The following is a 21,952-nucleotide window of genomic DNA, read 5'->3' as shown; positions in this document are numbered from 1 at the left end:
TATTCTTTGTGCTCATATCGTAGAGCTGCCTACTATTTGAGCAGTTGGATGATGATGATTTGATCAAGATCAAACTCTGGAAAAGTTGATGCGATACCTTGGTATCGTTCTAATCAACTTCGGAGTAAGCGTGAAAAAATCAGTATTGGCACTCGCATTATGTTCTTTGACAGCACTCAGTTCGCAAGCTTTTGCACAGCAAGTACAAGAAGGCCCTTGGTTGGTGCGCGTGCGTGCCGTCCATCTCGATCCAGCAAATAAATCCGATCCTGTCGGCGGTACTGGCGCAACGAATCGTTTGACCATCAATTCCAAAACCATGCCGGAGCTCGACATCAGTTATTTCTTCACGCCTCACTGGGCAGCAGAACTGATATTGACCTATCCGCAAAAACGCAAGGTATCGCTGGATGGCGCAGAAATTGGCACGTTCAAGAATTTGCCGCCGACGTTGCTGATGCAATACCATTTCACGCCGGGAAAAGCGATTAGTCCGTATGTCGGTGCAGGTATCAACTACACGCGTATTTCCAGCGTCAAACTGCTCAACGGCACTGCCCAACTGGAAAGCAGCAGTGTCGGCCTGGCATTGCAAGCCGGCGTCGATTTCAAGATCGATAAAAAATGGTCATTGAATCTGGATGTGAAAAAAGTACAGATCAGAAGTGACGTGAATACGGCTGCAGGCCAACTCAGCGCTGTGAAAATCGATCCGTGGCTGATCGGCGTGGGTGTTGGTTATCGCTTCTAAGAAGCGCGAAGAGCAATCTGAGGTTTGCTTTTCGCTATCTTTGTAGTGCGAAGGATAGCAAAGTAGAAATTGAAAAAGGGCTTACGTTCGCGCGTAAGCCCTTTTGTATTTTGCGACTCGGTTTCCGCATAGCCGTATCGGCTGATATTTTCTGTAAGATGCGTCTCAATCCAGTGAATTCTTATAGCTGTTCAGCAGTAATATGCAGGCAGTCTTGACGACGTTTGATCAGATCAAGGAATGATTAGTAATAATGACTGCTCGTATAGATACCTTTGTGGCACCGCCCTGTGTCGATGACATTGAAATCCTCTATCAGGATGAAGCGTTATTACTGATCAACAAGCCCAGCGGGCTGTTGTCTCTGTCGGGAAAAAATCCGCTCAATCTGGATTCGGTGCATTATCGTCTGGTGCAGCAGTTTCCGACGGCGCTGATGTTGCATCGACTTGATTTTGGTACTTCTGGTGTGTTGATTGTTGCCCTCAACAAAATAGTCGCGGCGAATATCAATCGACAATTTCAGATGCGTACTGTGGTCAAGACCTATCAGGCGGTGTTGGCTGGACGGATGGATTCAGATGCCGGTGACATCGAGCTGCCGATTGCCAAAGACCCGGCCAATTTCCCGAAACTAAAAATTTGTCTGACGACAGGCAAGACTGCCAGCAGCCATTTTCAGGTTCTGGATCGACAGAGCGGGCCGGACACTACTCGGGTAGTGTTCACGCCTCTTACAGGGCGTACCCATCAGTTGCGAATTCACAGCGCGGGTGTGGGGCATCCCATTCTGGGTTGCGACCTCTATGGCACGCCAGAGAGCCAGCAGATGGCCGACAGACTTCTGTTGCACGCCACTACCGTGGAGTTCGATCATCCAATCAGCGGCGAACGGTTTTACGGCCGCAGTGACTGTCCGTTTTGATTCTGGATAGGAGTAGCGTTGATTGGCGTCTCGATTGTGAGTTACGCGAGAATTTTTAATCGCACGACGATTTCGCAGGCGGACATTTCTTGTGAGACTACGCTTGCGCACCAAACGCGCAGCACAGGCTGAAGTGCAGTGGCGATGGAAGCAGACCGGGGAAATGCAAGTATGGAAGAGAAGTATTAGGCGCCACCTAATATCGAACTGATTTGGACAAAAGAAAAGGGCCTAGTTTTTCAACTAGGCCCTTCATATTCTGTGGCTCCCCGACCTGGACTCGAACCAGGGACCTGCGGATTAACAGTCGAGGAACTGGAAGGTTTTGGTACCAGTTCTACTATGAGGAGCGACCTTCAGTTCTAACGATTTCTTTGCGCCATTGGGTCATGAATGGGTCATTTAGTTTACACCATACCTTATCACTTTAACGGTTGCGCATGGGCAGTCACTCGTGAAATGTCTTCATGTTTTATAACTACAGAACCAGTACCGACCCAAAAAGCACAATGAGAACTTCCGCATGTGATTTGTTTCGCGCGAACTGGGGTAGATTTTGATGTCTCATAAACGAAAACTTGAGCTCCCGTTTTGTTCTCAAAATCTTTAATCTCGCGTTGTGCTTGTTTCTGTCCAGCATTTTGCGAGAGCAATGCCATCAAGAGTATGACTACAAGCAGAATGAAAATCCCTCCCACGTATATGGATAGATCTGTACTCTTATCGGCTAGCCAAAGTAGTATGCCTGGCGGTTTAGCCGCAGCACTTTTTTGTTGCGGATCCTTCTTACTGTCGCGGTACTTCTGGAGAAACTCTTGCAAACGCTTTGCTTCTGTTGTGGAGGAAATGAGGGCAGCAAAGCCAATAATAAAAAGTAGTCCGGGTATGGCCAAGAAGGTATAAGCCATAGGCACTAATCCGAAATTGACTATTGAAAAAAATCCAATGTAAAGTGATCTATCTATACTCAAGGTAAACAAGGGAGAATCGACGCCAAATCCCTCAAGGTAGCCTTCAAAATATGTAGCCCCCAATAAATATAATGCAGCTGATAAAACAGGCAGAACGGTTAACACGGTTTGCAAACTTAATTTATTCATATATGCCCTAAGAGGTTTTATGAAGAACCACTAACTCCAGACGTACTATAAATGTGACAAAAGTTGTTTATTGGTCGATAGCCCAATAAGATTTGGCGATGGATGCTCCTGCTAATGCTTTAAGGAGTCGATAAACGATCTGAATTGTTCTCTCAATATCCCGGTATCCAATATATTGAGTAGAGGAGCGAGATTGTGCGGCGTCAAAAGCAATCGACCTTTTTCTATGATTGATTTCGCATTCTCCAGGCTGCTGTCAACAGTTCCTGCCCATTTTTTCCAATACGCTAGTTGTTCGTAACTGAGCTGGTCAATCTCGACATTCTTAAAAGCCTTTAGGTTTTCTTCGAGATTTATAACTACGATTTGGCACAGATTATTCTCAGGATATAGAGCTTCAATTCCTGATAGTTCACCTATTGGTTCATTAAGGTAGTGGGGACGTTCAAGTTTCTTTTGTTGAATTACTTCTAGGTTCTCAACTTCTTGTTCTGTTGCTAGTCTTTGTGAATATAGGATATTTGATCTCGACTTGGCTAAGGCGGACATCCTCTGTGATATCTCATGGGGAACCTTAGTGTTTGAAATTGAAAGACTCTGGCTATGTTTGTGTACCCAGTTGGCACCTTTATCGCCCAACTTGACGGCCTGTATCTTGGCTTCTAATTCACTTACCTGGTGGCTAAAACTCCATAACAGCTCACGGTTTTCTTGCTCAGTTATGTCCCGGTCGAATTGCTTTGTCATGATTTCAAAGTCAATGCCGAAATAAGTTTTTCCGCAGTCTTTTCCAATGTTGGTCTCAATTCCTAGGACTGTCGTAACAATGTATCCCTTGTTGTGTGGTTTATGGCAGTTTGATAATCCGCACCGTATCTTGTCTGGAAAAGAATAACGTCCAATAACTGCATCAAGTTTATGCTCCGCAGGATTCAAGCTTGCCGCAAAGCCAGGACGTGAACTGATATCTTCCCAGTCCTCAATCTTGGTTAGGCCTTTGTTGGTGCTTATGGTGATCATTTCAGTACCTTAGTCCAGGGGTCGGATGTTGCCTAATTGTAATCTGTTGCAAATCAATTCTGGCGGAAAAATCTGTTTCCTCTCCGATGATCTCGGCTGCGCCGACTCCCCCCCTCTGGGGTCCTCATAACCAGCGATCAGGGCCACGCCATGGACTTTTTTATTTTGGACGGCCCGTAAGCTAATCCAGATACACCTTCAAATAGATGCAAGATTATTCCGAATGCGTTGACTCCAACGCACTACAAGACAGTCGCGCACCCTGAAATCATTAATCTGTAATCAGGTACAAGATTGCGCTATGCTCGTTACTCAGTTTTGTACTCATAGAAGGTGCACATGAAGATCGTTTGTTATTTGCGAGTCAGTACCGTCAAGCAGGGTCTGAGCGGTCTCGGCCTGGATGCACAGCGGCAAGCAGTGGAGCAGTACGCTAGTGTGACTGGTGCGCAGATCGTCGCCACCTTTACGGAGACCGAGAGCGGGAAGCTCAACACAAGACCTCAGTTAGAACAGGCTCTGCATTTGTCCAAGGTCACGGGCGCAACGCTGGTGATTGCGAAGCTGGACCGGCTGAGCCGCAACGCGGCCTTTCTGCTGACGATGAGAGATGCTGGAGTGAAGTTCATAGCTGCTGACATGCCGCAAGCTAATGAGCTGACTATCGGCATCATGGCACTCGTTGCACAGCAAGAACGGGAAGCAATCTCCAAGCGGACCAAAGAGGCTCTGCAAGCGGCTAAGAGGCGAGGGCAGGTGCTTGGCAATCCCAATGGCGCTGCAGCTCTGCATCGTGCATGTAAAGGCAATACTGCTGGTCTGGAGGTCATCAAGGCGAAGGCTGCTCAGCATGCGCTCAACCTCAAGCCCGTTATCGAGTCACTTCAAGGAATCGGGATCACTTCATTGGGTGCTGTTGCGGCGGCGCTTAATGAACGCGGTATGCTGACTCCACGAGGTGGCAAGTGGCACAAGTCTTCGGTCAGTAATCTGCTCTCACGAATCTCGTAGTTCCTAAGAAGTGGGGGTTAAACCCCTCCTATAGCATAGGAAGCCCTTACCTCTATCTCTCAAGACAAGAATTCTAAGACTAGTTAAATGGGGTTTAACCCCACCTGTAGCCCCAGAAACCATCGACCGGTCACTCGGCCAGATCGGATATCTACCTCGGCATTAAAAACTGCCCAAATAGAATTTAGTAATGCGCCAACAGACGCTCTTCCGGTTACTCGGTGGAGCGTTTTTCATTTGGGCCGCAAAAAGCACATTCCTGATTCTATTCAACAGCTCGCAGTGGGTTCGGGGGTTAAACCCTACCTCTAGCAGAAGAGTGCTCAAAATCTAGTTCAGTTTTCTGAGGGATGTCTTTCCGTTATTCGATGGAAAACAGACGTTAAACCCTACCCGTAGTAACTAACAGCCGTTCGCTTCTTCTCCCTTTTTATCTGGAGGCATATTCCCGCATCAATCTCCGCAGTACCTCAATCCACTTCACCCTTCCACCTAACCAATCCACAGGAATTAAATGAAACGAATAAATGCTGCAAAAGGAACGCGCCGACGAAGCTTTCTTAGTAATCACAGTACCGAGGTCCAAATAACTTGGGCATGTCGAGTAAGCACAGAACATCTAGAGCAACGAGTTTCCTCAACTACGATCATTCGAAGGGCGATCAGTCTGTACAGCGAACATCTTGAGAAGCTTCTAGAAGAGCCTTCGAGTGGCCCTGCGGTTACTCACGAGAAGCTGCGATTGCGGATCGCCAATAAGTCTGAGGAGTCGCGGGTGAGCGTTTCTGAGGTGCTAACCGGAGAGTTACGAAGTCTCCGCAGCATGGAGTCTGCAAAGGTTCTTACCCAGCCGAAGTTGATAGATATCTTACGTGTAGAACTTCGAAGTAAATCCCAACCAATAGCAGCACGCCATTCAATTACCAATCCCTTTATCTCTCAGCAATAAATGGCACATTCATTCAAGCACTATCCAAGTAACGAGGCGAACTACTGCCCCTCATTTACTTATCCGCATCATTCAACGCCGTATCTGTTCATCGCAACAAAGGATGTAGATACCACTGCCTCAAAGTTGAGCGGTCTATTCGACAACCTAGAGTCAGCTCGGAGGAAGACCCGAAGCCCCGATCTTCCAGTGGTGGCACTTCAGATTCTTTTAGAAATAGCCAAGCGTCCGGAGACACCTATGGCTGACTTACAGACAGTGGTGCGACTCAGTCAACCCGCCATATCGAGGAACGTGAAGAAACTCGGAAAGGGTAGCCCTTCTAAGCGGGGTGCTGGCCTACTGGAGTCCTACGAAGACCCTGATTATGGCAAACGAAAGCTAGTCAAGCTAACCCCTAGTGGAAAACGGTTTATCAGGGCACTGACACAGGGCTAAGGCATCTGGTTTACAAACGGCTAGAAGGACTGGAGGCCATTCTTTAAAGGCATACAAACCCGTTCAACGCGTCTATATGCCGCCCACAAGCCTTTCCCAAGCCTTCAAACGTTCTTCTCTCCTGTCTTTGTGGCGGGAGGGAACGATCAATCACCCATCTAGGAATTCACATGAAACCTTGCAGGCTAATCCACTGTGCCGCCGAGGCTGGTGGGTACGGAACACTTTGCTACACCCACAAGAGACGCTTCAGGCGTCACGGCCATCCAGAACAGGACTCCATCACGGTCCAAGAATTGGAGCCACTGCGTAAGAGAATCAAAGCGAGGATGGCACATAACAGAACTAATCCCACTTGGCAGCTGCTGCGTGATAGGTGGTTAGCCATTGAGAAACATGCAAAGCGTCTCACGGCGAGTTTTGACAGTGGATCGCCTTTCGATTCACATGAGAGAGAGGCGTGGATGAATATCGAACAGATAGCTTCGCATGCTGAAATCAATGACGTGATTGAAGTTAGTCTTGCGATGTATCTCCTGCAAGAAGAGCGTCCAGGTCGCTTTAAGTCAGACCTCGCATTCAATAGTCAATTGGTGCGTCGGGTTCGCAGCCTAGCTCCATGCAATACAGCGGAGTACATCGATTACAAGACGGGTAGAACGAAGCGCGTCTATCGAGATGCGAAGCCAAGAACGATTGCGATTGTTGCTCACGTCTTGAAGGAGACTTTCGGGGTCGCTGGGCTGACTGTAAGCCGCTTAGAGCGATCTGAATTAAGCAAGCATAGGCAAGAGCTTGCTGCATTGCACGCTGCTCTGGGAGACCTCCATTGAGCGTTGACGATAGATGGTTCAACGCCTTCAGAACTTCCTGCAATGAGACTGTCCAGCAATTGATTCTACGAGTAGTAGAGAGTGTGGAGGCGTTCGAGGTGATAGAAGAATATAGGACGCGACGGAGAAAGGCAGCAGACCATCAGACTCTGATCCGTCAAATTGAATCATTGGTATGTGATGCGATCCTTGAAGATTTAATCAATCATGGTTCCTGGTTGATGGTTTCTCTATCCAAGCAGAATCTACGCGAGGATGTTCGTTATCGATCCGCTGTTATGAGCAAAACCTTATCGCGTGTCTTGAGGTGCTTGGGACCTGACGGCGTTGGCGTATTGGACATTTGCTTGGGGCGACGTGTGCATGGTGAGCCGAATAAGGTTACGACCTTTCGTCTCAGCGGTACATTTAAACAGCACATAGCGTCGCATCAGTTCACTCCCCGAGACTTCGGTGTAGATCATTTGCAGGAGGTCGTCATTCTCAAGGGTCATAAAGATGTCACTTCAAAGAAGGCAAAGTCTCTGCCATACGAAGACACTCCTCAGATTGAGCGGTACAGGCACGACCTCCGAAGCATCAACGCATGGATCGAGGAGGCAGATCTCCAGCTGAACTCAGATGGAGTAACCACTGTTCCTTATGACAGGCGGTTGCGGAGACTTTTCAACAACGGGAGCTTCAGTGATGGAGGGCGACTCTTCGGCGGATTTTGGATGGCAATGAGTAAGGTGAATCGACCGCAGATTAGTCTGGATGGAAAGCCGATGATCACTTTGGATTATAGCCAGATGGGACCCCGAATTCTTTATGGTCTAGTTGGTCAGCCATTTGACGATGGAGACGCTTATTCATTGCCCGATATGGAGACGTATCGCGACGGAGTAAAGAGGATGTTTGGAGCGATGATGTTCTATAAGAAGCCGATGCGACGGTTTCCAAATGGCCTGGATGAGTTTGTCGGGAGTGGTATCAATGCAAAGCGAGTGAGTGACGCGATACTAGCAAAGCATCCATTGATCAAGCACCTGTTCTATGGTGGTCTCGGTCTATCGTGCATGTTTAAGGAGAGTGAGATATTGATCGAAGTCCTGCTCCGATTGAGGGACCTCCGTATCGTTGCTCTTCCTATTCACGATGCAATCATGGTCAGTGAAGATATGGAGGACATAGCCACTAAAGTCATGTTGGAGGTGTTCAGAGCTAGGACTGGGATTGATGGACTGGTGAAGGTCGAGACTAATCAGTAACTCTACAGATATCCAGTGAAGGAGCTTGATGGACTACAAGTCTTAGCACTGGATATCTGTAGTTACCACTCTATATTTTTATCTATGTATGTACACACCACAGTCCAAACTATTCATAAGAAACTGTAGATAGCTATATGAACCTTGGAGTGCTCCTTTAGTGGGGCTCATAAGGAGATACTACTCGACAGTGGAAATAAAAATTCATTGCCGGGAAAGATTTACGCGTAGTAGTGTTGTAGGTTAGGGCATTGGCTCGTTGAATATTCTAGGGACTACTTCAAGCAACGAATCTGTTGCTAGTGCGAAAACGATGGACATTGCGGTTGAGTGGCAATCCCGATCAGTAGAATTTTGGTACTTTTAAAACGAAAGATTTGAACAATGGCATTTCAAGATGACGTTCGGTTAGCTGTACAGGAATACGTCGAGAATCATCTCCCCGACGATCAGTTTTACGCGAAGTACTTTGGGTTTATTTCAGATGTTGATCTAAGAACCCGTTTAGAAGAAGAATTCCGTTCTGCCCGATACATTTACAAAATGCTGGAGGGCATGCAAGCGAAGGATTGGCTTCTCACTGCGCAAGTGAAAGTGCAGATTTTGCTATATGCATCGATATATGAAGCTGTTCTTCATCACGTACTATTTAAAAACTATGCCGATTCCCCTTCGGTGAAAAATCTTCTTTTCTATGAACATCGCAAACCTATTAACATCTCAGGGGACTTAAAAAGTAAAATTCAAAGCCATCATCAACCGTCCGGAGCCATAAAAGTCTACGAGATCGAATTAAAGGAGATGGATGAACGGAAAATAGTGTTCGAAGATAAGGCAGATGCAGCATTGGCTTTAGGCCTTATCGACCTGAAAATCAGAAATATTGTCTGCAATGTTTATAGTCTAAGAAACGCTATTCATCTTCATGCGGAGCTTCGCAGAGGTATTGTGTACGGCATTGCTGAGGCCAGAGAAGCCTATCATTATCTTCAAGGATTCTGCCAGCAAGTTGCCGCAAGGCTGACCGTCGACGGAAAAGTGGCACAGCAGTCTGCGAACCAGGTCGTTACTTAATCGCTCGTCGGACAAGCGTAAAGGCTATTTCGCATAATCTACTTAATCGCGCGATCGAATGCGCCTAGTTTTCTGAGGAGCATTCTAGTGAGATACATTGACGCGGCCTTCAAGCAGCTATCTTTCGCATGGAAGATTTACGATTATGCATTGCGAGATAAGATTGATCTGTCGGATCTTGACCGATCAATAACGTTTGAAGAGAACGGAATGGTTCTCGTCCTCCCTGATCGGATTTTTGAGAGTCCAGAGGAAATGATTATCGCGCTGGAAAATAATCTGTCGGTTGCTTTTGGCGCGGCTGCAATAACGCTTAATCGTTGTAGAGAAGAAGCTAATATCGGGCTACCAAACCCAATAGAATCAGAACAAGATCAATTTGTATCGATCATCTACCAGATCCGAAATGCTTTCGCTCATGATATTTCTGAGCCCTGTTGGAATATTACCCAGGAGCGTTACGCAAGAATCTACGAATTTGGAGGCATTGCTATCGACTTAACAAGCGTCGGGACTAAACAATTTGAGTATGCAGATATAGGTGGTCCAGATGTCCTTTATTGGCTAAAACAATATGGTGATGAACATATTTGGCGCTGAGTTGAATATTACTATCGTTGTAGCATGGCGAAAGATGTTGTGATGTAATCAACTCGCTATCGGACGAAGAGCGACAAATGAATGTTTGCTGGATGCTGACACTATACCGTTGGCCAGCATATGCCGAAGATAGCTTACGCGATGTGTCCCTTCAATAAGATGTAATGGTTTTCCGCATTCATTTTTCCCCTTGTTTTTTAATCTTCGTGCATCTATGAGGATAGGTGGAAATGGAAATGTCTTGGTGTGTGACATTGCCTGAAAAATAATATAGTCCTGGTTCTTCGCCGAGAAGTGGTCGTATTGGTCTCCCCACCAATCCATGACCTCGCCTTGGAAGAAACGTATCACGTCATTTGCTTGATGCGCGGTGTACTGCTCGATTGTAAATACATACTCTTCTAGTACGAAATCTGGATAGAGAGTATTGAAATGTTCGAAGTGGTCATATACAACTTGCCGATAGAACTGCAGGAGCGCTTCATCCTCGGGAAGATTCAGGCGGGTGCGATATTGCTCCCATTCTTCCTTATCCCAAGTATCGAAGCCAATAGGTTTCAGCGTTTCTGAGAGCATTGCAGCAGACCTCTCTGAATATGTGCGTTTAAATGACTTTAATAAAAGGTTTTTTCCGATCAATGCCGGAATAATAGTTTATCCAAGTCGTTGCAGTAAATCATGAGGCTTAAGATGTGTGTACCGCTTAAACATTGTTAGCGTTTTATGGCCCGTGATTGTTGAGATCTCCATCATTTGAATCCATTTTTGAATAATCTGCTGGTAGCTTCGCCGTAGATTGTGAAACCTTAGACCCTCAGTTTAAACATTGGGTTACTAAGGTTGTTTTCTCGGCATTTGCAAGGTCGGTGCGTAGCTTCGGCTAGGATCACGCAACACAGACAGGAAAAACCATGCAAGACAGAAGCATTATGGCTCCAGACCTATTGGCAGCTATGCGTTGGTTTGTCGCCAACCTAAGCGATCCGGCTCAGTCTCCGCTCTTGATGTCGATAGATCACTCTCCATCCGAGCAGATTGATGGCTCGGAGTGGCACCACTCGGTTCTAGTCATTTCCCAGAATGGTGAGCATCAAGCATTAGCTGATGAACTTGGGACAACGCTCAACCCATCCACTCATACCCTGAAGCAGTGGAAGGACGCTAAACAACCCTACAAGAAACACTTTCACCAAGCGTTCTTCCAGACCCTAAAGGATCACCCGGTTCTGGTGCTGACTTCATCTATCAAGGAGAGCGCAGTAATTCAACATGAAGCAACATTCGCTGATGCCTTGGGAATCACGGAGTGCTACAGGCGAATGACTCACAATGGGAAGTCCAAGGTGGAGTTTGGCCCTTACACATGCTCAGATAACGACGCGCTACAGACACTCGTGGTTTCGGATAAACACGCTCCAATGGCAATTCATGTGTCTCACTACATGCTGCGCGTTCATGCACACCTACAGGCAGCAGTAAGTGAACGCATGGGACGAACAGATGTTCCCGTTTGGTTTCAGGTCATGTCGGACAAGCCACCTAATGACTTCATCGGCCCCTATGCTGAGTTGATGTGGTTACTCCTTGGTGGCCCGACGACTCAAGGAAGGTTTACTTGGGGCGGGTTTGCGGGTGCTGAGGATCAGCCGATAGACCTTCTCGCCGATAACCTTGCAGGGCTGATGAAAGAGATAACGCAAAGCCCCGACCTTTATACATACCAAAGTTCACCACTGCAGCCGCCCATTAGCGGAGTGTTCTGTTGGGAACGTCTTGAGTAACGGCTATAGCTTTTTTGCCAGTTCCACCCACTCATCGAAGTTAGTTCTCGCGGGTATCCCCCAATTGTTTGCGCTACCGGTCCAAATCTTTCTCATTCCTAGTGGTCGAATCTCTGCCGCCATTTCGATCAACTCTGGTAGAGCCCCCCAGAGTGTCTCAACGGTTTGTGAGTCCGGCACGATGCCATCATGTACTAAGTTATTACGTTTATCGCGAACCTGACGAAGAGCTTCGTGGCATTCCTTGCTGATGATTTTGGAAAGAAGAAGGAGCTCTTGCTTTGCCCAAATATTATTCAGTTGATTTTTTTGCTTAAGATACTCGTGGCGCTTGGAAACACGAACGGGAAAGGCACGCTTGTTCTTCACGTAGTGCTCTACCCATAGGTGCTCCGTAAGCTGCTCAACGGAAATCCAAAGGTTATTAAGTGCGTCACTGTTATTTCGATACACCATCGCTGTGTAGCCGTTCAAGAGAAAGAACGGAGAGAAGTTGTGGATAGCTTTGACGACTTGTTGCCCCTGACAATAAGCCTCCTGTATATCTGCCATCATCAACACCCTGGGAAACATTAGAGGCGATAGCCGTTCACTTATGGAAGCAGAGTTCGACCTCAAATTCGAATGAATGGATGGTATGAAGGCGAAAAGTCTTGAAGCGTCTTGCAAAATACCGATGACAAGGCCTTTCGAGTGAAGTACCTCTGTATGGACACCACCTAGCAAAAGACTACAAAGAATCTCGTTAAGCTTTCTAATGCCATCAACATTGCTTGGGAAGTCGTCACATTGGGGAATCGCTATGGCCCCGTCATAGCTGATAAGTGCGGGCAATCCGCTCGGAGTACCTAATGGGAGAATTGCAACGACTTCTGCCAGCTTATTGCCAGCGTAGGAGTTCCCATTGACTTGGTCGAGGGTGACATTCAATCCAGAGTCTTCATCGCGATGCACGGCTGTATATGGGAGCAAATAGGCCATCCATGCGGGGTTATAAGCTGGAACGCTGGAGACAGGTTGTGTGTAACCAGGAGGTGCATCTTCCTGTTTAATCCAATCACCCTGATGCCAAACGTATGAATCGTTGGGCTTTGGTTTAATGTCCTCAGACAGTGTTACTGGGATGTTACGGTTGTATGGAGTAAACGGATCAACGCCATCCTCAAACGCAAAGAGTTGTCCCGTCTCTGTATCTTGGTAGTTCTTCATCTACTCTCCGCTTTTGACAAAGGAATAGAAGGACTTGGGATAATCTCCAAGTCTCTCCATGTTAGCGGCTCACGTTTACTTCAATGTCTATTAAACCCACTTTTCGGTGGTTGAGTCGTAAACGTTGCTAGCGTTTTTTACCAACTCAATTCCGTGCAGCGCATCTGTCTTGTTGACGTAAGATTCCGAGCTGTCAGCGATTACTTTGTGGTTTCTTGCGCGAATGTTCCAACGCCATTGGCCCGAAACATCTTTATATAAATAAAAATACGGGTAACTTAAATCAGCCAAGTTTTTCTCCCTCTTGTGACCTCTTGCGAATGCAAAAGGGCCGTGTCATGCGGCAATCTATTGTATTAGTGTTGCAGGGAGTTATCCACAGAGCGACATGCTGCTTTGACCACTCGCCCCTAGCTCTGCAATACTTTTGCTATGAAGGTTAGCCAAGCCGGGTTAGCAGGTCTGATGGTTTCAGATGGGTGTATCTCTTGAGCATCGAGAGCGTCTTATGCCCAGTAATAGTTGAGACCTCCATCATATTGAATCCCTTCTCGAATAATCTACTTGTAGCTTCATGCCGTAGATCGTGGAACCGCAGTCCTTCAATCTCACATGCCTTGCAGGCTTGGACGAAATCATAAGTGAGCGTGTCGCAGTGCATATTTAGCATGAAGGGACTTGGAAGGTGAGGAAGGGCTACGAGAGCAATCACAGCACGGGACGACAACGGCACTGTTCTGGCTGTCCCGTTTTTGGTGTCATGTAGATAGATCATGCGCGCCTTGAGATTTACATCATTCCATCGAATGCCTACGAGTTCACTTCTGCGCATCGCTGTCTCAACAGCAAGGATGATGATCGAATGCAGACGCAGATTGCCTACCGTTATGCAGTGTTGAAGTAGTAAGTCCTCCTCGCCATCTTCTAGTCTCCTATCTCGACCTCTGCTAACTTTGGGCTTTCTAAAAGCTTTAACTGGATTGGAGAGCGTCTCCAGACCCCAGTCCTTTCTAGCGACTTCATAGAGATGCCCGATAAGAGCAAACTCAATGCGTAAAGTATTCCCAGATATCCCTGCTAGCATGCGGCGGTCGCGGTAGAGGGCTAAGTCAGCTCCTCGTATCTTGACGATTGGGAGCTCGGCCATTGGGTTCTTAAGCCACCTTTTGATAAGAGCGGTCTCGTGTGCTGCGCTCTTTTTGGACGGAGTGACTTCTAAGAGATAGCGGAGGAGTGCATCGTGAAGAGACAGCTTACTGGCTTCTCTAAAGCACTCTCCATGACCTTGCTTAGTTATCTGCTCAACGGAGGTCGCCCATGCAACTGCATCGGCTTTAGACGTGAAAGTACGACTAGCTTCAGGATAACCTTGGAGTCGAACTCGTGCTTGATATTGGAGTGGTGCGCGTTTTCTTATCTGTGCCATTTAGCGGCCTCCTAGATTGGAGACCCAATGGCGCGAAAATGGCGCAAGAGCTGAAATAGAAAAGGGCCAGCACGTAGCTGACCCTTCATATTCTGTGGCTCCCCGACCTGGACTCGAACCAGGGACCTGCGGATTAACAGTCCGTCGCTCTACCAACTGAGCTATCAGGGAACAGAAGCGAGATTATAAGATGTTTCTTACTCGCTTGTCAAAGCTTGTGCGATAAATTTCTTTGTTCCGTTTGATCGTGACCGCAGAAATTTGCCGCAGGCGAATATTAAAGAACTTTCGCGATTGCCGCAATGACGTAATCGATGTTTTTTGTATTCAGCGCTGCAACGCAGATGCGGCCGGTGTCGACAGCGTAAATCGAGAACTCATCGCGCAGACGATCCACTTGCGGTTTTGTCAGGCCGGAGTACGAGAACATGCCGCGCTGTTCGGTGACGAAATCGAAGTTGTGCGCAGGAGCCTGTTCCTTCAGCTTCTGTACAAACGCTTGACGCATTTCGCGAATGCGTACGCGCATGCCGGCCAGTTCTTCTTCCCACAGTGCGCGCAATTCTGGTGATGCCAGAGCGGTTGCGACGACTTGACCGCCGTGGATAGGTGGGTTGGAGTAGTTGGTGCGGATGACGCGTTTCAATTGCGACAGGACGCGTGATGCCTCTTCTGCGTTGCTGGAAACGATGCTCAGTGCGCCAACGCGTTCGCCGTACAGCGAGAACGATTTGGAGAAGGAGTTCGATACGAATACCGGGCCGCCTGCTTCAGCGAACTGGCGCACGACTTTGCCGTCGGATTCGATGCCGTCGCCAAAGCCCTGATAAGCCATATCGAGGAATGGAATCAAACCGCGTGTCGTGACAACGTTCAGAACTTCCAGCCATTGTGCGTCGTTCAGATCGGCGCCGGTTGGGTTGTGGCAGCAAGCGTGCAACAGAACGATCGAGCCGCTAGGAATCGATTTGAGTGTGTCCAGCATGCCGGCGAAATTTACGCCGCGGGTTGCTGCGTCGTAGTACGGATAGTTGTTGACGGTGAAGCCGGCCGACTCAAACAGAGCGCGGTGGTTTTCCCAGCTTGGATCACTGATCCAGACTTGGGCGTTAGGCGCAAAGCGTTTCAGGAAGTCAGCACCGAGCTTCAATGCACCTGTGCCGCCGATTGCTTGCGCGGTCACTGCACGTTTGTCCTTGACTACTGAACTATCGGCACCAAATACGAGTTCCTGCACTGCTTTATCGTAAGCAGCGAGGCCATCGATAGGAAGGTAGCCGCGTGGCGACAGTTTTTCCATCAATTGCGCTTCGGCTTTGCGTACGCATTCCAGCAGCGGCAATTTGCCGTTGTCGTCGTTGTAAACGCCGACACCTAGATTGATCTTATTTGGATTCTTGTCGGCGTTAAACGCCTCGGTAATGCCAAGAATCGGGTCACGGGGCGCCATTTCAATGGCGTTAAGGAGCGAAGCAGGGATAGGTGCGTTCATCGTGATAACATCAAAAGTTAGCTGCAAACGGTCGTTTTGCAGTGGGGTTGTGTGGAGCGCAAGACCATAAGTCTTGCGGAAAATGCGACTCACTATTTTACCAAAGGTCGGATTTAAATAAATGACTGATTTATCCCAAGTTGCTGATTCCGTTGATGAATCGAAAATCGTCACCTTCCCGAATTCCCCGTTTCGACTTTACCAGCCGTTTCCTCCGGCCGGCGATCAGCCGACTGCGATTGCGAAACTGGTGGAAGGCATCGATGATGGCCTGTTTTATCAGACCTTGCTGGGCGTAACAGGTTCGGGCAAGACTTATACGGTTGCCAATGTCATCGCCCGTATGGGCCGGCCGGCCATTGTTTTTGCGCCGAACAAGACGCTGGCGGCCCAGCTTTACAGCGAATTCCGCGAGTTTTTTCCGCAAAATGCGGTGGAATATTTCGTCAGTTATTACGATTATTACCAGCCGGAAGCCTACGTTCCGCAACGCGACTTGTTCATCGAGAAAGATTCCTCGATCAACGAGCATATCGAACAGATGCGCTTGTCCTGCACCAAATCGCTGATGGAACGGCGCGATGTGGTGATTATTGCAACGGTCTCGGCAATCTATGGTATCGGTAATCCGAGTGAATACCATCAGATGATTCTGACCTTGCGCGCCAAGGACAAGGTCAGCCAGCGCGACGTGATCGCCCGTTTGATCGCGATGCAATACACGCGCAATGAAGTCGATTTCGGTCGTGGCACTTTCCGCGTGCGTGGCGATACCATCGATATTTTCCCGGCAGAACATGCCGAGTTGGCCATTCGCCTGGAAATGTTCGATGACGAAATAGAAAGCCTGCAGCTGTTCGATCCGCTGACTGGCCGCGTCAAACAGAAGATTCCGCGTTTTACGGTTTATCCCGGTTCGCATTACGTGACGCCACGCGCCACCGTGCTGCGAGCGATTGAAACCATCAAGGATGAATTGCGCGAGCGGCTGGATTTTTTCCGCAAGGAAAACAAGCTGATTGAAGAACAGCGTCTCGAACAGCGTACCCGCTTCGATCTGGAGATGATGCAGGAAATCGGCTTCACCAAAGGCATCGAAAACTATTCGCGCCATCTGAGCGGCGCCAAGGCAGGCGATCCGCCGCCAACGCTGGTGGATTACCTGCCGCAGGATGCCTTGATGTTCATGGACGAATCGCATGTGCTGATGGGACAACTCAACGGCATGTACAACGGCGATAGGGCGCGCAAAACCAATTTGGTTGATTACGGTTTTCGACTGCCGTCGGCGCTGGATAACCGGCCGCTACGCTTTGACGAGTTCGAGGGAAAAATGCGGCAGATGGTGTTCGTCTCCGCGACGCCGGCTGATTATGAAAATACGCATGCCGATCAAGTGGTCGAGCAGGTGGTGCGGCCAACGGGCCTGGTTGATCCATTGATCAGTGTGCGTCCGGCCTCGACCCAGGTCGACGATCTGATGTCTGAAATCACTGATCGCGTGAAGAAGCACGAGCGTGTGCTGGTCACAACGCTGACCAAGCGTATGTCGGAACAATTGACGGAATTTCTCAGCGATAACGGCATCAAGGTGCGTTACCTGCACAGCGATATCGATACGGTCGAACGGGTGGAAATCATTCGTGATCTGCGTCTTGGTACCTTTGATGTGCTGGTCGGTATCAACCTGTTGCGCGAAGGCCTCGATTTGCCGGAAGTGTCGCTGGTGGCGATTCTCGATGCCGACAAGGAAGGCTTCCTGCGTTCCGAGCGCAGTCTGATCCAGACGATAGGCCGTGCTGCACGCAACCTGAACGGCATGGCAATTCTCTACGGCGACAAGGTGACCGATTCGATGCGACGGGCGATAGACGAGACCGAGCGTCGTCGCGCCAAGCAGGTGGCTTTCAATACTGCAAATAACATTACGCCGGTCGGTATCAAGAAGCACATTCGCGAGTTGATCGATGGCGTCTACAGTCAGCAGGACGCGCGTGAAGAGTTTAATGCGGCGCAGGAGCATGCGAAGTATGAGGCGATGAGCGAGAAGCAGGTCAGCAAGGAAATCAAGCGACTTGAGAAGCAGATGCTCGGCCATGCAAAAAATCTGGAATTCGAAAAGGCGGCGCAAGTGCGTGATCAATTGCGGATATTGAAGGAGCAATTGTTCGGTGCGCCGGGCGAAGACCATATCGTGCCTGCTTGATGGACACAAGGCGATGACGAATCGTCGTTTACCTTGTGTCGCACAGTGTTGCGGCTACAATCGCTGCTTTCGCCTTTCCATATAAATCCATGTCGCACACTATTCCACCGTCTTTTATTGCCATGCTGGATGCCGCAGATGCGTCGTGGCGGCCGATTTTGCTGGCAGGCCTCGATGCAGTCCACAAGATCTCGCCGGATTATTTGCCGGCATTGGCGGCGGACGAGTATTTGCCGGATGGTGGTCGACTGTTTGCTGCTTTCGCGCAGCCGCTGGATGCGGTGCATTACGTACTGGTGGGGGAGGGACCGTATCCGCGTGCAGCCAGTGCGACCGGCGTCTGTTTCATGGATGGCGCAGTCAGTTCCCTGTGGTCGGAAAAAGGTTTGTCCAAGCAGGTCAATCGTGCGACCTCGCTGCGCAATTTCATGAAGATGCTGCTGGTGGCTGACGGTCAATTGGCGATAGAGCAGACGACAGGCGATGCACTGGCTGGTGTCTCCAGCAAGGCGCAGGCAGCGCCTGCATCGATCATTCAAACCTTGCCTGAGTTGCAGGCCAATCTGACCCGACATGGTTTTTTGCTGCTGAATGCAGCGCTGGTTTTTCGCACGCATGTGCCGCCGGTGAAAGAAGCCAGGGCGTGGCTGCCATTTTTGCAAACGGTGCTGGCTGCATTGGCGGATCGCGCTGAAGATGCAGGTAAAACGTCGCCTACGCTTGTCCTGTGGGGGAAAATCGCCGTGCAACTGGAGGCGTTTCCTGAGAGTGCGCGTTTCCCGAAAAAAGTTTCCGAACATCCGTATAACCTGAGCTTTATCGGCAATCAGGTCATGCAGGATTTATTCGGTGACATGCAGCTACTGAAAAAGAAGTCTGCTTAAATCAAGCTGAGCTGGCGCAAATCTTCAGACTCGGCACGCTTTTTCAGTTCCTCGGCAAACAGCGAGTTTTCCAGTGGTGGTGTGGTGAGTGGTTTGCCGGCGACCTTGTTGTCTTTCGCCAGCAGTCGCGCAATCATCGTTTCAAAAAAAATCGGTAGTGCCTGCGGATCGTCATGCGCATGAAAATGCTGGCGGATCACCATGCCATCCCACATTCCCGTCAGGAACAGGGCTGTTTGCGCTGCATCCAGCGACGCATCAATCTGTCCACGCGCTTGCGCGATGCGTAACAGATTGCTCAAGCCCATGATCCATTCCGCCTCTATCTTGCGCAGCACTGTGCCTACGCGCTTGCTGCGCATGCCTTCTGCATAGACTTCCGTCATCAGGCTGGCGTCACTGCCGGCGCGATAGCGTTCGGCAAATAGTCGCGTGGCTGTACTCAAGGCATGTTGTATGGATGCGGCATCGCGCATTTGCAATAGCATGGCGCGCGCTTGCCGCCGTTCGTCTTCCACCATTGCTTCAATGATGGCTTCCTTGCCTGTGAAGTAGCGATAGACCGCACCAGGGCCGAGACCGGTTTCGGCGCAAATCTGCTGCATGGAGGTTTGATGAAAGCCGGTTTTACGGAAGCATTTACCTGCGGCCTTGAGAACTTCGATCCGTTTTTTGTCAGCTTTTTGGGTGGGAGACTGCGGGGTCTTGGAAATGCGTGTGGCCATTACGGATAAGGGAAACGAAGTTTCAGTCAATTAACGAGAACGCTATTATAAATTGAATGTTCGCTCAAACCTAGTTTGTCTCGTGGGTGTGTAACGGTTTTGTGCTTTGCCAATTTTATATTTGCCTCTCATCCCGAATTTCATCGTCGTGCCCTGGTCAATTTAATTGATTGAGCAATCGTTCAAATTTATTGTTGTGACGGGCACGGGTTGAGGGCGAGTCTATTGGGCTGGGGTTGCGTTTATTGCCTTTGCTGCAATTATTCTGCGGGCGAAAAATATTCGTCTTGGTGACGCTGGTCAAGGCTGATGAGGCGGCTTCCCAATAAAATAGGATATTGAGATATGGAGTGCGCTTTGCGCGCTTGGTCAGGGTGGGTTGCGGTAAGCAGCTATCTGACAGATTCGGTCAAATTTGTTATACTTGACCAAATTGATCAACAACTCGGGTTATTCCACCCGGTTGGTTCTGGAGGCGGGATTTCATGCGTTTAACGACTAAAGGCCGTTTTGCCGTAACAGCCATGATTGATTTGGCATTGCGTCAGGGCAATGGTCCTGTCACGCTCGCTGGTATCAGTCAGCGGCAGGAAATTTCCCTGTCGTATCTTGAGCAGTTGTTCGGCAAGTTGCGTCGCCATGAAATCGTGGAGTCGGTACGCGGGCCGGGCGGTGGCTATAACCTGGCACGTCGGGCTGAAGATGTGACAGTGGCCGACATTATTATTGCAGTAGATGAACCCTTGGATGCCACACAGTGCGGCGGCAAGGAAAATTGCCACAGCCCTGAGCATGAACATGGCGGTCGTTGCATGACGCATGACCTGTGGGCAACATTGAATGCGAAAATGGTGGATTATCTCGATTCAGTCTCTTTAAAAGATTTGGTTGACCAGCAAAAACAAAAGGTTTCCGAGCAATGCGTGGTGGTTGTGCATCGTAATCACGCAGCCGTTTGATTATTGGAGTTTAAAAAAATGAATGCCCCCTTAGATAAAAGCCTGCTTGATACGATCAAGGCGCCGCACTTTCCAATTTACATGGATTACTCGGCGACGACGCCTATCGATCCACGGGTTGCCGACAAGATGATTCCGTACCTGCGCGAGCAGTTCGGTAATCCGGCATCGCGCAGCCATATGTATGGCTGGACGGCGGAAAAAGCGGTAGAAGATGCACGCGAACAAGTTGCCAAGCTGGTCAATGCCGATCCGCGCGAAATCATCTGGACTTCCGGCGCGACGGAAGGCAACAACCTTGCAATCAAAGGCGCTGCACAATTCTATAAAACCAAGGGCAAGCACATCATTACGGTAAAAACCGAGCACAAAGCCGTGCTGGATACCGTACGTGAACTGGAGCGCCAGGGTTTTGAGGCAACGTATCTGCAGCCGCAAGCCAATGGCTTGATCACGATAGCGCAGTTGGCGGAAGCGATTCGTCCTGACACGATTCTGGTGTCGGTCATGTTGGTCAACAATGAAATCGGTGTGATTCAACCTATCGACGAAATTGGCGAGCTGTGCCGCAGCAAGGGCATTATTTTCCATTGCGACGCTGCGCAGGCAACCGGCAAGGTAAAGATCGATCTGGAAAAATCCAAAGTCGACCTGATGACTTTTACCGCGCACAAAACCTACGGTCCTAAAGGTATCGGTGCCTTGTATGTGCGCCGCAAACCGCGCATCCGTATCGAAGCGCAAATGCACGGTGGCGGCCATGAGCGTGGTTTGCGTTCCGGCACGCTGGCAACGCATCAGATCGTCGGCATGGGCGAAGCCTTCCGCATCGCGCGTGAAGAAATGGACGAAGAAATCGTTCGCATCACCGCATTGCGTGATCGCCTGGCCAAAGGCCTGATGGATATGGAAGAGGTCTATATCAACGGCGATATGGATCACCGTGTACCGCACAACCTGAACGTCAGCTTCAACTATGTTGAAGGCGAGTCGCTGATCATGGCGATCAAGGATCTGGCTGTTTCTTCAGGTTCGGCTTGTACTTCGGCCAGTCTGGAACCATCTTATGTATTGAGAGCGCTGGGTCGTAGCGATGAATTGGCGCACAGCTCGATTCGTTTCACTTTCGGTCGCTTCACGACGGAAGAGGATGTTGATTTCACGATCAAGCTGATCAAGGAAAAAGTCGCCAAGCTGCGCGAGTTGTCGCCGCTGTGGGATATGTATAAAGACGGGATCGATATCAGCACGATCCAATGGGCAGCGCACTAACATCGTTCTCATTCCTGTTGCTGGGCAGCAGGAAGAAGGCTTAACAA

Annotated in this window: 20 protein-coding genes and 2 tRNA genes; 12 read left to right on the top strand and 10 right to left on the bottom strand. The window is 49.1% G+C overall.

What is annotated here, in order from left to right:
* Positions 1 to 130 precede the first annotated feature (130 nt).
* Both ACIQW9_RS07235 and ACIQW9_RS07230 read left to right on the top strand, forming a co-directional pair.
* Positions 131 to 751 (top strand): OmpW family protein, encoded by a 621-nt coding sequence (locus ACIQW9_RS07235; protein WP_402334766.1) that lies wholly within the window; start codon positions 131 to 133, stop codon positions 749 to 751.
* Positions 752 to 1,004: 253 nt separating this feature from the next.
* Positions 1,005 to 1,676 carry an RluA family pseudouridine synthase gene (locus ACIQW9_RS07230; protein WP_402334763.1) on the top strand — a complete coding sequence of 224 codons (672 nt, stop codon included), beginning with the start codon at positions 1,005 to 1,007 and terminating at the stop codon, positions 1,674 to 1,676.
* A gap of 262 nt (positions 1,677 to 1,938) precedes the next feature.
* Here ACIQW9_RS07230 and ACIQW9_RS07225 read toward each other — a convergent pair.
* The 3 genes from ACIQW9_RS07225 to ACIQW9_RS07215 form a co-directional block, all read right to left on the bottom strand.
* A tRNA-Ser gene (locus ACIQW9_RS07225) sits at positions 1,939 to 2,025 on the bottom strand.
* Between the two features lie 73 nt (positions 2,026 to 2,098).
* Positions 2,099 to 2,776, bottom strand: coding sequence for a hypothetical protein (locus tag ACIQW9_RS07220; RefSeq protein WP_402334760.1), 678 nt, complete (start codon positions 2,774 to 2,776; stop codon positions 2,099 to 2,101).
* 111 nt (positions 2,777 to 2,887) lie between these two features.
* Positions 2,888 to 3,796 (bottom strand): hypothetical protein, encoded by a 909-nt coding sequence (locus tag ACIQW9_RS07215; RefSeq protein WP_402334759.1) that lies wholly within the window; start codon positions 3,794 to 3,796, stop codon positions 2,888 to 2,890.
* 339 nt (positions 3,797 to 4,135) lie between these two features.
* Between ACIQW9_RS07215 and ACIQW9_RS07210 the strand changes: the two genes are divergently transcribed.
* The 5 genes from ACIQW9_RS07210 to ACIQW9_RS07190 all read left to right on the top strand — a co-directional run bounded on the left by ACIQW9_RS07210 (position 4,136) and on the right by ACIQW9_RS07190 (position 9,951).
* Entirely contained in the window at positions 4,136 to 4,807 is a 672-nt protein-coding gene (locus ACIQW9_RS07210; RefSeq protein ID WP_402334756.1) for a recombinase family protein, read from the top strand.
* A gap of 1,851 nt (positions 4,808 to 6,658) precedes the next feature.
* The gene (locus tag ACIQW9_RS07205; protein WP_402334753.1) at positions 6,659 to 7,027 is read left to right on the top strand and encodes a hypothetical protein; all 369 of its coding nucleotides are present in this window, start codon (positions 6,659 to 6,661) and stop codon (positions 7,025 to 7,027) included.
* 464 nt (positions 7,028 to 7,491) lie between these two features.
* Positions 7,492 to 8,277: a hypothetical protein gene (locus ACIQW9_RS07200; RefSeq protein WP_402334750.1), complete on the top strand. Its 786-nt coding sequence runs from the start codon at positions 7,492 to 7,494 to the stop codon at positions 8,275 to 8,277.
* A 384-nt stretch (positions 8,278 to 8,661) separates the two neighbouring features.
* The gene (locus ACIQW9_RS07195; protein WP_402334747.1) at positions 8,662 to 9,351 is read left to right on the top strand and encodes a hypothetical protein; all 690 of its coding nucleotides are present in this window, start codon (positions 8,662 to 8,664) and stop codon (positions 9,349 to 9,351) included.
* 87 nt (positions 9,352 to 9,438) lie between these two features.
* A complete protein-coding gene (locus ACIQW9_RS07190; RefSeq protein ID WP_402334745.1) occupies positions 9,439 to 9,951 on the top strand; it encodes a hypothetical protein in 513 nt (170 codons plus the stop codon).
* Between the two features lie 48 nt (positions 9,952 to 9,999).
* Here the strand turns inward: ACIQW9_RS07190 and ACIQW9_RS07185 are convergent, their stop codons facing one another.
* A complete protein-coding gene (locus ACIQW9_RS07185; protein ID WP_402334742.1) occupies positions 10,000 to 10,527 on the bottom strand; it encodes a hypothetical protein in 528 nt (175 codons plus the stop codon).
* Positions 10,528 to 10,862: 335 nt separating this feature from the next.
* On the opposite strand from ACIQW9_RS07185, the gene ACIQW9_RS07180 reads away from it, so the two are divergent.
* On the top strand, positions 10,863 to 11,732 hold the full coding sequence (locus tag ACIQW9_RS07180; RefSeq protein WP_402334739.1) for a hypothetical protein: 870 nt from the start codon (positions 10,863 to 10,865) through the stop codon (positions 11,730 to 11,732).
* 3 nt (positions 11,733 to 11,735) lie between these two features.
* Here ACIQW9_RS07180 and ACIQW9_RS07175 read toward each other — a convergent pair whose 3' ends face one another.
* From ACIQW9_RS07175 to ACIQW9_RS07155, 5 genes are all read right to left on the bottom strand, one after another.
* Positions 11,736 to 12,941, bottom strand: coding sequence for a hypothetical protein (locus tag ACIQW9_RS07175; protein WP_402334737.1), 1,206 nt, complete (start codon positions 12,939 to 12,941; stop codon positions 11,736 to 11,738).
* 90 nt (positions 12,942 to 13,031) lie between these two features.
* Positions 13,032 to 13,232 carry a YegP family protein gene (locus ACIQW9_RS07170; RefSeq protein WP_402334734.1) on the bottom strand — a complete coding sequence of 67 codons (201 nt, stop codon included), beginning with the start codon at positions 13,230 to 13,232 and terminating at the stop codon, positions 13,032 to 13,034.
* Between the two features lie 148 nt (positions 13,233 to 13,380).
* A complete protein-coding gene (locus tag ACIQW9_RS07165; protein ID WP_402334731.1) occupies positions 13,381 to 14,367 on the bottom strand; it encodes an integrase in 987 nt (328 codons plus the stop codon).
* A 95-nt stretch (positions 14,368 to 14,462) separates the two neighbouring features.
* Positions 14,463 to 14,538 (bottom strand) — tRNA-Asn (locus tag ACIQW9_RS07160).
* A gap of 106 nt (positions 14,539 to 14,644) precedes the next feature.
* Positions 14,645 to 15,859, bottom strand: coding sequence for an amino acid aminotransferase (locus ACIQW9_RS07155; protein WP_402334728.1), 1,215 nt, complete (start codon positions 15,857 to 15,859; stop codon positions 14,645 to 14,647).
* 121 nt (positions 15,860 to 15,980) lie between these two features.
* Between ACIQW9_RS07155 and uvrB the strand changes: the two genes are divergently transcribed.
* Positions 15,981 to 18,065, top strand: coding sequence for an excinuclease ABC subunit UvrB (gene uvrB, locus ACIQW9_RS07150; RefSeq protein ID WP_402334725.1), 2,085 nt, complete (start codon positions 15,981 to 15,983; stop codon positions 18,063 to 18,065).
* An 89-nt stretch (positions 18,066 to 18,154) separates the two neighbouring features.
* Positions 18,155 to 18,949, top strand: a complete 795-nt coding sequence (locus ACIQW9_RS07145; protein WP_402334722.1) for a uracil-DNA glycosylase — start codon at positions 18,155 to 18,157, stop codon at positions 18,947 to 18,949.
* Here the strand turns inward: ACIQW9_RS07145 and ACIQW9_RS07140 are convergent.
* Positions 18,946 to 19,674: a TetR/AcrR family transcriptional regulator gene (locus tag ACIQW9_RS07140; RefSeq protein WP_402334719.1), complete on the bottom strand. Its 729-nt coding sequence runs from the start codon at positions 19,672 to 19,674 to the stop codon at positions 18,946 to 18,948. The genes ACIQW9_RS07145 and ACIQW9_RS07140 overlap by 4 nt on opposite strands.
* Positions 19,675 to 20,159: 485 nt before the next feature.
* Between ACIQW9_RS07140 and iscR the strand changes: the two genes are divergently transcribed.
* Positions 20,160 to 20,633, top strand: a complete 474-nt coding sequence (iscR, locus tag ACIQW9_RS07135) for a Fe-S cluster assembly transcriptional regulator IscR (RefSeq protein WP_402334716.1) — start codon at positions 20,160 to 20,162, stop codon at positions 20,631 to 20,633.
* A gap of 18 nt (positions 20,634 to 20,651) precedes the next feature.
* Entirely contained in the window at positions 20,652 to 21,905 is a 1,254-nt protein-coding gene (locus tag ACIQW9_RS07130) for an IscS subfamily cysteine desulfurase (RefSeq protein WP_402334713.1), read from the top strand.
* Positions 21,906 to 21,952: the final 47 nt, after the last annotated feature.

Source organism: Herminiimonas sp. NPDC097707 (genome assembly GCF_044761395.1).
In the GTDB taxonomy this organism is placed as follows: domain Bacteria; phylum Pseudomonadota; class Gammaproteobacteria; order Burkholderiales; family Burkholderiaceae_D; genus Oxalicibacterium.
This window is presented reverse-complemented; position numbering and strand designations above follow the sequence as displayed.

What these genes read in the sequence shown, in the direction of transcription:
- ACIQW9_RS07140 (WP_402334719.1), bottom strand. Translation starts at nt 19,674, where the DNA reads ATGGCCACACGCATTTCCAAGACCCCGCAGTCTCCCACCCAAAAAGCT.
- ACIQW9_RS07215 (WP_402334759.1), bottom strand. Translation starts at nt 3,796, where the DNA reads ATGATCACCATAAGCACCAACAAAGGCCTAACCAAGATTGAGGACTGG.
- ACIQW9_RS07220 (WP_402334760.1), bottom strand. Translation starts at nt 2,776, where the DNA reads ATGAATAAATTAAGTTTGCAAACCGTGTTAACCGTTCTGCCTGTTTTA.
- ACIQW9_RS07205 (WP_402334753.1), top strand. Translation starts at nt 6,659, where the DNA reads ATGAATATCGAACAGATAGCTTCGCATGCTGAAATCAATGACGTGATT.
- ACIQW9_RS07195 (WP_402334747.1), top strand. Translation starts at nt 8,662, where the DNA reads ATGGCATTTCAAGATGACGTTCGGTTAGCTGTACAGGAATACGTCGAG.
- ACIQW9_RS07165 (WP_402334731.1), bottom strand. Translation starts at nt 14,367, where the DNA reads ATGGCACAGATAAGAAAACGCGCACCACTCCAATATCAAGCACGAGTT.
- ACIQW9_RS07185 (WP_402334742.1), bottom strand. Translation starts at nt 10,527, where the DNA reads ATGCTCTCAGAAACGCTGAAACCTATTGGCTTCGATACTTGGGATAAG.
- iscR (WP_402334716.1), top strand. Translation starts at nt 20,160, where the DNA reads ATGCGTTTAACGACTAAAGGCCGTTTTGCCGTAACAGCCATGATTGAT.
- ACIQW9_RS07180 (WP_402334739.1), top strand. Translation starts at nt 10,863, where the DNA reads ATGCAAGACAGAAGCATTATGGCTCCAGACCTATTGGCAGCTATGCGT.
- ACIQW9_RS07130 (WP_402334713.1), top strand. Translation starts at nt 20,652, where the DNA reads ATGAATGCCCCCTTAGATAAAAGCCTGCTTGATACGATCAAGGCGCCG.
- ACIQW9_RS07230 (WP_402334763.1), top strand. Translation starts at nt 1,005, where the DNA reads ATGACTGCTCGTATAGATACCTTTGTGGCACCGCCCTGTGTCGATGAC.
- ACIQW9_RS07175 (WP_402334737.1), bottom strand. Translation starts at nt 12,941, where the DNA reads ATGAAGAACTACCAAGATACAGAGACGGGACAACTCTTTGCGTTTGAG.
- uvrB (WP_402334725.1), top strand. Translation starts at nt 15,981, where the DNA reads ATGACTGATTTATCCCAAGTTGCTGATTCCGTTGATGAATCGAAAATC.
- ACIQW9_RS07210 (WP_402334756.1), top strand. Translation starts at nt 4,136, where the DNA reads ATGAAGATCGTTTGTTATTTGCGAGTCAGTACCGTCAAGCAGGGTCTG.
- ACIQW9_RS07145 (WP_402334722.1), top strand. Translation starts at nt 18,155, where the DNA reads ATGTCGCACACTATTCCACCGTCTTTTATTGCCATGCTGGATGCCGCA.
- ACIQW9_RS07155 (WP_402334728.1), bottom strand. Translation starts at nt 15,859, where the DNA reads ATGAACGCACCTATCCCTGCTTCGCTCCTTAACGCCATTGAAATGGCG.